Annotated in this window: 11 protein-coding genes and 2 pseudogenes; 5 read left to right on the top strand and 8 right to left on the bottom strand. The window is 70.7% G+C overall.

From position 1 onward, the window contains the following. The 3 genes and pseudogenes from ACWCXH_RS16330 to ACWCXH_RS16320 form a co-directional block, all read right to left on the bottom strand. Nucleotides 1–377: amino acid permease (locus ACWCXH_RS16330; RefSeq protein WP_449802096.1), on the bottom strand; the 377-nt coding region annotated here is incomplete at its 3' end. Nucleotides 378–381: 4 nt separating this feature from the next. After that, nucleotides 382–760, bottom strand: a pseudogene (locus ACWCXH_RS16325) (FadR/GntR family transcriptional regulator); the annotation flags it as partial. Between the two features lie 20 nt (nucleotides 761–780). Then, nucleotides 781–1569, bottom strand: a complete 789-nt coding sequence (locus ACWCXH_RS16320; protein WP_449802095.1) for a gamma-glutamyl-gamma-aminobutyrate hydrolase family protein — start codon at nucleotides 1567–1569, stop codon at nucleotides 781–783. Nucleotides 1570–1834: 265 nt separating this feature from the next. Here ACWCXH_RS16320 and ACWCXH_RS16315 point away from each other — a divergent pair, with 265 nt between their 5' ends. Further along, a complete protein-coding gene (locus tag ACWCXH_RS16315) occupies nucleotides 1835–2743 on the top strand; it encodes a LysR family transcriptional regulator (RefSeq protein WP_449802094.1) in 909 nt (302 codons plus the stop codon). A gap of 76 nt (nucleotides 2744–2819) precedes the next feature. Here the strand turns inward: ACWCXH_RS16315 and ACWCXH_RS16310 are convergent, their stop codons facing one another. Next, entirely contained in the window at nucleotides 2820–4082 is a 1263-nt protein-coding gene (locus ACWCXH_RS16310) for a hypothetical protein (protein WP_449802093.1), read from the bottom strand. 215 nt (nucleotides 4083–4297) lie between these two features. Here ACWCXH_RS16310 and ACWCXH_RS16305 point away from each other — a divergent pair. Beyond that, nucleotides 4298–4723 (top strand): annotated as a pseudogene (locus ACWCXH_RS16305) (PP2C family protein-serine/threonine phosphatase); the annotation flags it as partial. A 227-nt stretch (nucleotides 4724–4950) separates the two neighbouring features. Here ACWCXH_RS16305 and ACWCXH_RS16300 read toward each other — a convergent pair. Beyond that, complete coding sequence (locus ACWCXH_RS16300) at nucleotides 4951–6111, bottom strand: PP2C family protein-serine/threonine phosphatase (protein ID WP_449802092.1); 1161 nt, start codon at nucleotides 6109–6111, stop codon at nucleotides 4951–4953. 117 nt (nucleotides 6112–6228) lie between these two features. Then, on the bottom strand, nucleotides 6229–6585 hold the full coding sequence (locus ACWCXH_RS16295; RefSeq protein ID WP_449802091.1) for a hypothetical protein: 357 nt from the start codon (nucleotides 6583–6585) through the stop codon (nucleotides 6229–6231). Here ACWCXH_RS16295 and ACWCXH_RS16290 point away from each other — a divergent pair. Next, nucleotides 6572–6940, top strand: a complete 369-nt coding sequence (locus ACWCXH_RS16290; protein ID WP_449802090.1) for a hypothetical protein — start codon at nucleotides 6572–6574, stop codon at nucleotides 6938–6940. The two genes, ACWCXH_RS16295 and ACWCXH_RS16290, sit on opposite strands and share 14 nt — an antisense overlap. Nucleotides 6941–7003: 63 nt before the next feature. Here ACWCXH_RS16290 and ACWCXH_RS16285 read toward each other — a convergent pair whose 3' ends face one another. After that, nucleotides 7004–7846: a TIGR03943 family putative permease subunit gene (locus ACWCXH_RS16285; RefSeq protein WP_449802089.1), complete on the bottom strand. Its 843-nt coding sequence runs from the start codon at nucleotides 7844–7846 to the stop codon at nucleotides 7004–7006. Then, nucleotides 7843–8853 (bottom strand): permease, encoded by a 1011-nt coding sequence (locus ACWCXH_RS16280; protein WP_449802088.1) that lies wholly within the window; start codon nucleotides 8851–8853, stop codon nucleotides 7843–7845. Before ACWCXH_RS16280 ends, ACWCXH_RS16285 begins: the two co-directional genes overlap by 4 nt. 550 nt (nucleotides 8854–9403) lie before the next feature. Here ACWCXH_RS16280 and ACWCXH_RS16275 point away from each other — a divergent pair. Further along, nucleotides 9404–10300, top strand: a complete 897-nt coding sequence (locus tag ACWCXH_RS16275; RefSeq protein WP_449802087.1) for a helix-turn-helix transcriptional regulator — start codon at nucleotides 9404–9406, stop codon at nucleotides 10298–10300. A 310-nt stretch (nucleotides 10301–10610) separates the two neighbouring features. Continuing rightward, entirely contained in the window at nucleotides 10611–11582 is a 972-nt protein-coding gene (locus ACWCXH_RS16270) for an alpha/beta hydrolase (RefSeq protein WP_449802086.1), read from the top strand. The last annotated feature ends 89 nt before the right edge of the window (nucleotides 11583–11671 follow it).

The following is an 11671-nucleotide window of genomic DNA, read 5'->3' as shown; positions in this document are numbered from 1 at the left end:
GCGGTGATGTCGGCGATGCCGGTGGTCGCCCAGTTGAGGAAGTACATCCAGCCCGCGGTGTACGCGCCCTTCTCCCCCAGGAACTCCCGGGCGTAGGACACGAAGGCGCCGGAGGAAGGGCGGTACAGGACCAGCTCGCCGAGCGCGCGCACGACGAGGAAGGCGAAGACGCCGCAGACGGCGTACGCGACGAACAGGGAGGGCCCGGCATCGGCGAGCCGTCCGCCCGCGCCGAGGAACAGCCCGGTGCCGATGGCACCGCCGATGGCGATCATGTTGACGTGCCGGGCTTTCAGGGACTTGCTGTAGCCGGTGTCGCCGGCGTCGACGTGACGGGTCGTGGGGCGCTTCTCGTCCTTGAGGAACTGCTCGCTCACGCCTCGGCTCTGCCTTCTCTTGAGGTGTCCGCGCGCTGGGGCGCACGATGTCGGTGAGGGTGGCCTCCACGCGGTGGAGGTGGTGGGACATCGCCTCGACGGCGTCGGGCTCGGAACCGTCGATCAGGGCCTCGACGATCGCCCGGTGCTCGCAGTTGGACTGCTCGCGCCGGCCGCCGAGTTCGTTGAGGAGGGTCGACTGACGCGCCAGTGCGTCACGGATCTCCTCGATCACCCGGCGGAACACCGGGTTGCCGGAGGCCTCGGCCACCGCCAGGTGGAACACGGTGTCCAGGGCGACCCACGCGGTGGTGTCGGTCTCCCGCGACCGGGATCTCGACGTGCCGGCGCACTTCCAGGAGGTCGCTGGCCGCGTAGTCGCCGAGGTCGGAGCACAGCGGTGTCAAGACATCGGGGTCGACGGGGTGACCTCCGGTGTACTCCGCCGGATGCGCACCTTGCTCTCGGCGATGCGACCCGGAGCGGGGTTCGGAGCCGACCTGGCGGCGGCCACCAGGGCGTGCACCACGGCCGAATCGAAAGCCATTTCGGGGTGCCACTGCACGCCGACCGCGAAGCGGTGCCGGGTGCTCTCGACCGCCTCGATGGTGCCGTCCGCCGTGCGGGCGCCCACGATCAAACCGGCCCCGAGGGAGTCCACCGCCTGATGATGGTGCGTGGCGACCTGGCGGGTCCCCGGAAGGAGCGCGCCGATCCGCGTCCCCGGCACCGTGGTGACGGCATGGGGGGAGAAGTGGCCGCCGTGCAGGTTGTGCCCGTGGTGACCCACCGTTTCGGGGAGGTGCTGGATCAGGGTTCCGCCGGCATGCACGTTCATCAACTGCATTCCCCGGCACACTCCGAGCACCGGCATGTCACGCGCGAGAGCCTCGGCCAGCACGGCCCACTCCCACTGGTCGCGCTCGCGGACCGGCGGTCCCGTGCACGGATGCGGCCGTGCCCCGTACAGCGCGGGATCCACGTCCTCGCCGCTGGTCAGGACGATCGCGTCCAGGCGCGCGACGACATCGGCCGCGGCTTCCGGCGCGTCCGGCGGCAGCAGGACCACGCGGCCGCCCGCCGCCCGGAGACAGCTGATGTACGCCGCGGGCAGCAGTGCGGCGGGCAGCTCCCACTCCCCCCACTGAGCGTCGGCGAGGTAGGTGGTCAGTCCGATGAGCGGCTTGGGCATACCACTTCCTTTCAGGGGCGGGAGTCGATCGTCGACGGCCGTCTCCTCCGCAGCCCACCCGCCCGACGGACGCGGGGTCAGGAGGCTGCGGAAGAGGGGGTGCACGGCCCCGCGGACGCACGAACGCGCCCGACGAGGGAGGTGGTGGGTCGCGGACCCGGGGGTGGAGGCTTGCGCATCCGGGCCGCGAGCAAGAATCCTGCTGCCGTTCATGCTTAAGCACAAGAAAAGACATCTTCGCGACAGATAAGTGAGCCTTAACTCCGTGCAGAAACTCGACCCCCGGTTGCTCGCCACCCTCGAAGCCGTGGTCCGCCACCGCTCCTTCAACGCCGCCGCACGCGAGCTGGGCTACAGCGCGCCCGCCGTCTCGCAACAGATCGCCGAACTCGAACGCCGCGCCGGCCTCATCCTGATCGAGCGCCGCCCCGTACGCGCCACCCCGGCCGGCATGGTCCTCCTCGACGCCGAACAGCGCGTCCGAAGCGCACTGGCGGCGGCGTCCGTGGAACTCGACGCCATGCGTGCGGGCACAGCCGGACGGATCAGGCTCGGCGCCTTCGCCTCCGCCGCCGCCGGCATCGTCCCGCAGGCGCTGGCAGAGCTTCACACGACCTATCCGGATGTGCAGGTCAGCCTCTCCCAAGTGGAGCCCGAAGCCGGCTACGGCCGGCTCAAGCGGGGAGACATGGACCTGGCCCTCAGTTACGACTATGACTTCATCCCGATGCCACCGCCCCGGGGGCTGCGCCGAACCCTGGTCGCACGGGACCCGGTCGTGGCGGTGGTCCCGGCCGACCACCACCTCGCCCACCGGGACGTCATTGACCTGGCCGGCCTCGCGGCCGAGACCTGGATAGCGGCTCCGGAGGCCGCGTTGCGCCTGGAACTGCTCGCTCAGATGGCCAAGACACCGGGCTTCCAGGCCCGCCTGGAATACGACGGCGACGACTTCAACACCGTGCTCGGCTTCGTGTCCGCCGGCCTGTGCGTCGCCGTCATGCCGCGGCTGGCCCTCCCCCCGGGTAGCACCCAGGTCGTGGCGCGCCCCCTCGCCGACCCGGAGCTGACGCGCTTCATCTACACGGTCCGCATCGACACCCGGCACGCCCCGCGCGCCCTCCTGGCCCTGGAACGGATGCTCGCCGCGCAGGCGCTGGCCGCCCTCTCATGAGGCGGGGGCAACGCCTCGACGAGTTCGGACCCGAACGTCGCAGGCCCGCCTGCGGGCCGACCCTCCGGGCAGCCTCTCACCCCTCCGGTCGGACACTCCGGTCGGCGGTGAGCCGCTCCCGCCACTCGGCCACGGCGACGGGGGACATCGCCGCGAGACGGGCGATCACCTCGTCGTCCCGCCCGTCGGTCCAGCTGAGGACCCGGGTCAGGACGGTGTTCCGGACCAGGCGGACCTCCTTGAGCAACTCCTCCAAGCGCTTCAGCTCCTCCCCGGTGGCGGCAAGCGTGTCGTCGACCGCCGCCCTTTCCTCGGCCCGCTGTTGCCGCAGGTAGGCCGCCAGGCCGGTGAGGACCACACCGTCGTCGGCCGCAGCGCTGCGGAACGTCTCGGCGAGGTGGTCCAACACGCAGTCAGTGGCGTCGGCGAGACTCGCTCCCACGACCTTCGCGCCCTCCCAACTGCTCCGTCCGGCATCGCTGGTCCGCAGCCAGAGCCCGGCTTCGACCGGGGCGCGGTCGCCGCAGGCGGCCGCGCGGTAGGCGTACAGAGCCGCACGGTGACCGTAGAAGGTGTAGCCCTCCTCGATCCGGACGCCCGCCGGAGTGCACATACGTCCCGGAACGCCGCCGTAACCGGAATCGGGTTCGTAAGTGGCGTAGGCGTCCAGCTCGGCGTCGGTAGCCGTCGCCCAAGCCGGATCGCACAGCTCCGGATTCCGGGCGAGGAAGTCCGCCACTTCGACCCGCCATCCGGGAACCGGGCTCATGCGGGGTTCGGACCAGGCCACCGTGCCCGTCGCATCGAGCGTGTAGAGGCAGGCCTGTTCGAGATCGGTCCAGGCCGTGGCAGCCTCGGCGGACCACTCCAGATCCCCGGCCGGGCCCACACGATGCAGCGAGCCGATCACCCGCTGGACCATGGGCAGGATCCGTCGGACCAGTGTGTAGAGCTCCTCGGTGCTGAAGAAGCGCCAGGTATCGGCGCCCTGCTCGTCGACGGTGCGGTGGGTGAGCAGGAGCGCGAACACGGCCGGGGAAGGCAGAGCGCCATCGCCGGCCGCGGCCCGGCGGTGCCCCGGAAGCCAGGGGGCGGCATCCTCGTCCTGGGTTCGCCAGTCGGTGTCCCCGAACCAGACGGCACCGGTGGCGGCGTCGACGGCGAGCCACTGCTGGTAGCCATTGCCCGGCCCGAACCGTTCCCGGTGGTGCTCGGCCCGCCGGTCGTGCCACACGTATTCCGCTGGGGGCGGATTGAGTTGGACGGCGACGAAACCGTCCTGCGGGGTGTACCCGACAACGACATGTGCAGTCGGTTTGCTGTTCTCGGTCCCGGACATGCGGCTCCCTCCGTGCCGGACCGTGGCGGATCCGCCACTGTGCGATACCGAGCCTGCCCTGTGGGAGCTGTTGCGATCAAATCCGATCACTTGTGGACTTGTCGCCCAATGAAAGTCCGCAGACGTGCGGACGCGACGGGGCTGACGACAGGCGATCGTGGAGCGCTGCCTGACCGGTGAACAGGTCGCGGATCTGTCAGCGGTAACCGCCCCACTGCCGGCTGGACGTGGACACCGGCATGCTGCAGTGGTGCAACTGCGGTCACCCGCCGCCCCTGCTGATCCGCAACGACCGGGTGCTGGAGCACGCCCTGGAAAGCCCCCCTCGGCCGCCGATGGGCCTGCCGTTCCGGCTCGGGTCCACCCACCGCGTGGTGCACGAGACGACGCTGGAACCCGGCGACCGGGTGCTGCTCTACACCGACGGTGTCACCGAAGCCTGTGGCGAGGACGGCAAGTCGTTCGGCTGCGACCGGTTCACGGACTTCATCATCCGCTCCTCCGCGGCCGGCCAGCAGCCTTCCGAGGTGCTGCGGCTGCTCATCCACGCGATCCTCGAATACCAAGGCAGCGACCTCGGTGACGACGCCACCATCCTGCTCGTCGAATGGCACCCCGACACTCAACGAATCGCCTACTGAGCCCCGGCTTAGCTGCACCTGTGGCCACAGTGGGTCGCAATAGCCTATGTCGCGCGCGGCTCGCTCTCCTCAGAGCGGGGGACTGCTGCGGTTGCGTGGTCACGGTGTCGCGACCGCGGATTCCGTCGCGGCCGGCGGCAGCCGCGATCGCCTTGTTCGGCGGTGCGTTGCGCCAGAACCTGCGTTCGGGGGCGGTGGCCCTGGTGGGCGTCACCCCCGTGCGCCCGTCACGCCATCGGGCGAACCGTCACGTGACCACCGACGCGCTCCGCCGTTCCGGCCGCCTCCGGGAGGCGTCGTGCGGCGAGCGCTGCGATGTCGTCGTGCAGGGCGCCGTCACTGTAAACGACGAGGTCCTGGCGGAGTCGGTCGAGGAGCTCGCCGGGAGCGGCCGCGATCCAGGGGCGGACACGTTCGGTGAGTGGGTAGAAGCTCCCACTGGAGTCGCGGGTCTCGGTCACGCCGTCGGTGTAGAGGATCAGTTGGTCCCCGGCGGTGAAGGGGACCACGTCCACGTGGTAGTCGTCGTCCACGAGCATCCCCAGGTTGATGGGGGGTGAAGGGGCGGACGGTTCCAGCTCGCATACCTGTCCGTCGTGGAGGAGCAGCGGTGGCGGATGCCCGCAGTTGACGAGCCGGACGGTGGGTTCGTCGTCGGGGACCTCGACGAACACGGCGGTGACGAAACGCTCCGCGACGTCGCCGCCCGGCATCTGGGCCGCGGCGCGACTCATGCTGGTCTCCACCCGTCGTGCCAGGTGGGGGAGGTCGGGTTCGTCGTGCGCGGCCTCTCGGAAGGCGCCGAGCATGACCGCGGCCGCCTCCACGGCGTGCAGGCCCTTGCCGCGTACGTCACCGATGAGCAGCCGAACACCGTGGGCCGTGCGCACTGCCTCGTACAGGTCGCCGCCGATCTGGGCTTCCGCTGCGGCGGCCATGTAGAAGGTGTCGATGCTGACCTGGCCGAGGCGGTGCGGGACGGGGCGCAGCAGCACCCGCTGGGCGGTCTCGGCCACCGAGCGGACGTCGGCGAGGGTGCGTTCCCGCTTCTGACGGGCGCCGCTGGCGACGGCGGCAGCCAGCGTGACCGCCGCTATCGCCGCCACGGTGAAGAGGTGCCCGGGGCGTTCGAGCAGCCCCTGGGCGGCCGCCAGGCCGACATTCGTCACCAGGCTGAGCAGCCCGATGGCAAGGGTCCCCCTGACCGACCACGCGCAGGCGGCCAGCGCGGGTGCGGCCGACAGGAGTCGGTCGAACTGCAGATCCAGTGGAGTGATCAAGTCGAGTAGAGCCGTCAGCAGGATGATCGCGAACGGCATGAGGTTCACGTAGTCGGACGGCACGATCCGATTCCGGGCTTGCGGTGCGGACCGCCTCTGACCGGTCATACAGGCAGTATAGGAAGTCCCTGCGGCGTGGTCATGGCGCCTCGATCGCGGTGGGAAGCCCTCCTGTCACGGACAGTGCGCGATGCTCATCTGCCCCGAGCCGCTACGAGCGTGTCACTAACGGGCGACTGGCTGGCCGAATGCGCACTCGGCGGTCGGCGGTCGGCGGGATCGGTCGTCCGGTCGCCTGATCGGCGGCCGCGGGGCTGGCGAGTGGGGCCGGGGCCCGGGGTGGACGACCTCGAACACGGCCACTGGCCCGAACCGACCTGCACCGCCGAAGAACTCGCCCTCCACCTGGCTCTCGGCGAAGCACCCAGCTACCTCGACGACGTCGACGACAATGAGGGCAGCCTGCATCGTAAGCTCCCAGTACACGGGGACGACTACGTCTTCGATGCCTGCAAGGACCTGCTCTTCCAGGACTCCGATGTCCTGATGCTTTACAGCCCTCGGTTCGATGGCATCGAGCATCCCGACGGCGACGTCAACCGGCAGTTCGGCATCGGCGACCTGCGACCAGCGGCCAGCGGCCTGGTTCGAGCCGTTCGACAGTGCGTTTGCGGAGCTGGTCGAGGACCCACTGCGGGCCGCGCTCGCCTGGCGTCCCGGCAGCTCAGCCGTCCTCGCCAGCGCGGGCGCCGAGGGCACCGCCGCCTTCTGGCGCGCCGACTCCGGCCGCCCCGGCACCCGAGTCAAGCCCACCTGGATGCGGGAACTGCCCGAACCGGTCACCGCTCTGGCCTGGGCCGACCCACGCACCCTGGTGATCGCCGACTACGAGGGGCGGGTCGAGGCGTGGCCACTGCCGGACAGCATGGCCCGGTGACGATGCGACCCGGCGGACGGCCGTGCGCACTGGTCGTCTGCCGGGGCTGGCGCCGGGTGGCGGCTACCGGTCCGAGGGGGGCGTGTCCCGGTACGGGGCGCGGGGCTGGGGGACGGCGTGCTGTTCGGAGACGTCGATGCGCGGCGCGGCGGAATCGGGGGCGTCCGGGGTTGGCTTCCAGGTGCCGGTGAGGTCCACCCAGCTGTCGGTGGCGGGGGCCGGATCGTCGGTGTGCACCAGGACGCGCAGGCGGCGGGCGTCCGCCGCGCAGCAGCTGACGACCAGCCGGTTGAGGTACCACTCGCCGGGCTGCGCGCCGGGGGAGACGAAGCCGGTGAGCCGGACCTTGCGGCCCTCCAGACTCCGCTCCGGGGTGTGGCTGCGGCCGATGAACTCAGTGAGCGACATCGGAGTGATCACGCCGGCCCAGGGATCGGCGGCGCCGGACGCGCTCGGGGCCGGCGGCGCGGCCAGCGGGCTGTAGTCGGTCTGCTCGACGACGGCGTCCGTGCCGTCCCGGTTCGCGCTGAACGAGCCGAGCGGGGGAGGAGCGAGGCAGAGCAGTAGGACGGCGGGGACGGCCAGCAGCCAGGCCACCCGCGGGCCGTGCCCGTGATTGTGATCGTGATCGTGGTCATCGTGGTCGGCGGGCCGGTGCCAGACGGCATTGCCCTCGGTGTCGCGGCCGAAGCGCATCACCGGCTTCCGGCGCCGTTCCGTCAGCTGGCGTACGACGCCTGCGATCCCGAGCCCGACCAGAACGAGCCCGGAGGCGATCAGCGGGAGGCGCAGGCCCTCCTTGACGTACTGCAGGAACACGTCGCTGCCGACGGTGATCCGCAGCAGGGCCGCGCCGACCAGGGCGACGAGCAGCGACGGGGCGAGGCCCCGGACGGTGGTCTTCACAGCAGGACCCCTCCGATCACGATGCTGGCGACGACGGCGACCACGAAGGTCGCGGAGGAGAAGCGGGCGGCGAACGCGCGCCCGAAGGCGCCCGACTGGAGGGCGATGAGTTTGAGGTCGACCATCGGGCCGACGACCATGAAGGCCAGCCTGGCGCTGGGGGAGAAGCCGGTGAGCGAGGCGGCGACGAAGGCGTCCGCCTCGGAGCAGACCGCCAGCACCACGGCGAGACAGGCCAACGCCGGTACGCCCAGCCAAGGTTGGTCGGAGAAGATCCGCAGTACCGACGGCGGGACGAGCACGTTGAACGTGGCGGCAGCCGCGGCGCCGACCACCAGGAAGCCGCCGGCGCTCAGGAAGTCGTGCTGGAGCCCGCGCCGGAACTCCTCCAGCGGGTTGCGCACGCCCTTGCCGTGACCGGAAGGGCCCTTCGGCAGCCGCAGCCACTCGGGTCGGCCGAACGCCACCCAGAGCCAGCCCATCACGACGGCCGTGAGCAGCGAGGCCACCAGCCGGCCCAGCACCATCTCCGGCCTGCCGGGGAAGGCGATCGCGGTGGCGACCAGCACCACCGGGTTGACGGCGGGCGCGGAGAGCAGGAACGCCAGGGCTGCGGCCGGGGCCACCCCGCGTCTGATCAGACTGCCGGCCACCGGGACCGACGCGCACTCGCAGCCCGGCAGGACGGCTCCGGCCACTCCGGCCACCGGTACGGCCAACGCCGGGTTGCGCGGCAGTACCCGGGTGAACACCCGTTCCGGGACGAACGCCCCGATCGCCGCTGACACCACGGTGCCCAGCACCAGGAACGGCACGCCCTGCACCACGATGGCGACCATGACCGTCCGCCAGGTCTGCACACCGCCCGCGTCCCACACCCGCACCAAGGCGACCGCTGTCCCGGCCGCCGCCAGTACCCCGATCAGCAGCGCGGGCCTCCAGCGGGGCGGGGCTTCCGCCGGTGCCGCTGGGACGTGCCGGGCGCTGCCGAGACTCGTCTCCACCAAGGTGACCGCCCCTCAGCCCGCTCGCCGCCGATCCGCGGCGAAGCCTGTCCGCTCACCGTCAAGTAGGGAGCGAGGACAGAGTAGCGGTGATAATCATCTTCATCTAGGCCTTCCATGGCCGTCACTCCGATGGGTAGCCTGCGTTCACGGAACCCGCGGAACTCACGGCCGAGTGCCCCGTGCGGGCCGACCAGCCACACCGCCGAGCAGACCACTCCGGCCCAGCTCGCGCAACTGATCCGGAACCACTGGAAGATCGAGGCGCTGCACGACGTCCGCGACACCACCTTCGCCGAGGACGCCTCCCGACTGCGGACCGGAAACGCACCCCGCGCGACGGCGACCTGGCGCGACCCCGCCGTCGGCGCCCGCGAAGGACCACGACGGCGTCGTGCCAGCCGCCGTAGTGGGTCGCGCCTGCCGGACGGCCGGGTGCGTAGTCGTGTCGACGGTCATGTGACGCATGCCTGTGCATAAGGCTCCCTGCCACAGTGAGGTGCACGAGGCCGCCTGCGGCGGCGTGTCCTGATGCCGGGAACGGCCGCAGGCCTTGCCCGCCGTCGCACCTGCTCGCGACCGAGCCGTCGAGGCGGGTGTCGGCCTCGACCGCGCGATGGACGTGCGGGTCCTGCTGCTTTCCGGGTCGCGATTCGACGGGAGAAAATCGATGACGACGATGTCCTGGCATATCCAGGCCGTCTCCCCGATGCCCCTGAGGGATGAGGAGTTCTTCCATCTGGCACTGACGGTCGACGATTCGGTGATGATCACCAGCGATGGTGACGAGATCCCCTTGAAGGCGGGCGACCTCGTTTTCTGCAATCCGGGCCGGTCTCGCACCCCGAGGTTCGCCGATGACGGCCGGGTCACTGTCCTTCGTCTGCCCCGTCGCCTTCTGGAGCTGTCGGAAGCGGACTGCGATCGCCTCACGGGAATGATCTCGGGAGGCGATGGCGGCTTGGGTGCACTGGTGTCGAGTTGTCTGGCCGAGCTCACCACCGGGGTGCAGGATCACAGTCCGGAGACCATCCACCGGCTCACCCGCACCACCGTGGATCTGCTCGTCGTCCTTGTCATGGAACTTCTCCAGACGGAGCGAGAAGACCTTTCGACGGTTGCCCATGGCGAACTGATCGCGCGGATCCAGGACTACATCGAGAATCACCTGACGGATCCGGACCTGTCGCCGTATTCGATCGCCCGCGCCAACCACATATCGGTCCGCTACCTGCACAAGATTTTCCAGCACGAGGGCATCACGGTGGGTCAGTGGCTGCGGCAGCGCCGGCTGGAATCCTGCAGGCACGACCTGAGGCGCACACCGAACCGCAGGATCGCTGTCTCGGCAGTGGCGAACCGTTGGGGCTTCGTCAGCGCGTCGCACTTCAGCCGCATTTTCCGGGAAGAATACGGCATGAGCCCCAGCGAATGGCAGGCCCTGTCGTGATCACGCTTGGTCGCGGCGGGTACAGGGCTACGGACGTCCGGCTGGCCGGGAACGCCGTCTCCGAGGGGCGCGCGGGCCTCCGCAGGACATCGTGCGAACACAGAGGGGTCGACTCCCGGCGCTCTCGGCCGTCCTGGCATGGCCTCAGTCGGCTCTTGCGCTGTGGGGACGGTCGTGTGCACTCCTGGCACAGTCCCCTGCGTCCGGCGGCATAGCGTGGCAACAACGTACGCCCCCGATGCCTTCCTGAGGGTCCGACGCCGTCACGCCGGCCCCACCGACATCTCACGTACAGCATGGGAGAACCCACATGTCCGGTGCCGTCGTGCCGGTCCAACCGGTGCTCGAACCGGCGGCAGCCGCCTTCGCGGAAGCCACCGCCCGCCCGCCCCACCTGTTCGAGCTGCCCCCGGCGGAAGGGCGCAAGGCCGTCGAGGAGATGCAGGGCTGCGGGATCGCCAAGGCCGTGATCGAGGAGGAGTGGATCACCGTACCGGGCGGTCCGACCGGCAGCGTTCGCGTGCGGATCGTGAAGCCCGCCTGTACCGAGGGCACCCTCCCCGTCATCCTCTACCTGCACGGTGCGGGATGGGTGTTCGACGGTGCCCGGACACACGACCGTCTGGTCCGTGAACTGGCCGTCGGTGTCGAGGCCGCCGTGGTGTTCCCCGAGTACGCTCTCTCGCCCGAGGCCCGCTACCCGGTCGCCATCGAGCAGAACTACGCCGTCGCCCAGTGGGTCGTGCGGCAGGGCGCGGCGAAGGGGATGGACGGCACGCGGATCGCGGTCGCCGGTGACTCGGCCGGCGGGAACATGGCCATCGCGCTGACGCTGATGGCCAAGGAGCGCGGTGATGTCCCGCTGGTGCACCAGCTGTTGTTCTCCCCGGTGACCGACGCCGCCTTCGACACCGTCTCCTACCACCAGTTCGCCACCGGCTACTTCCTGCGCCGCGACGGCATGCGGTGGTGCTGGGACCAGTACACGACCGACGAGGCCGAGCGCGCCCGGATCACCGCGTCCCCGCTGCGCGCCTCCACGGAGCAGCTCGCCGGGCTGCCCCCGGCTCTGATCGTCACCGCCGAGGCCGATGTCCTGCGCGACGAGGGCGAGGCCTACGCGGGCAAACTCCGCGCGGCCGGTGTCCCCGTGGTCTCCGTGCGGTTCACGGGTGCCATCCACGACTTCGTGGTGCTCGACGCCCTGCGCGGGACCTGCGCGGCCGAGGCGGCCATCACGCTGGCCACCGACACCCTGCGCGCCGCTCTCTACAGCGCCTGACGGGGGCACCGGTGCTCATCCGCCGCGCGGGGACGAGCCTCGCGTGGCCGAGCGGTCCGTGGCCGAGCGGCGCGTCCGGGGGTCGGCGG

The sequence above is a fragment of the Kitasatospora sp. NPDC001660 genome (genome assembly GCF_053596725.1).
Note: the sequence above shows the minus strand (reverse complement) of the source record. Positions and strands in the feature narration are given on the sequence as shown.

Bases quoted from the DNA above. Each gene is read 5' to 3' on its own strand.
- ACWCXH_RS16320 (WP_449802095.1), bottom strand. From the start codon at position 1,569: ATGCCCAAGCCGCTCATCGGACTGACCACCTACCTCGCCGACGCTCAG.
- ACWCXH_RS16310 (WP_449802093.1), bottom strand. From the start codon at position 4,082: ATGTCCGGGACCGAGAACAGCAAACCGACTGCACATGTCGTTGTCGGG.
- ACWCXH_RS16300 (WP_449802092.1), bottom strand. From the start codon at position 6,111: ATGACCGGTCAGAGGCGGTCCGCACCGCAAGCCCGGAATCGGATCGTG.
- ACWCXH_RS16290 (WP_449802090.1), top strand. From the start codon at position 6,572: ATGGCATCGAGCATCCCGACGGCGACGTCAACCGGCAGTTCGGCATCG.
- ACWCXH_RS16295 (WP_449802091.1), bottom strand. From the start codon at position 6,585: ATGCTCGATGCCATCGAACCGAGGGCTGTAAAGCATCAGGACATCGGA.
- ACWCXH_RS16270 (WP_449802086.1), top strand. From the start codon at position 10,611: ATGTCCGGTGCCGTCGTGCCGGTCCAACCGGTGCTCGAACCGGCGGCA.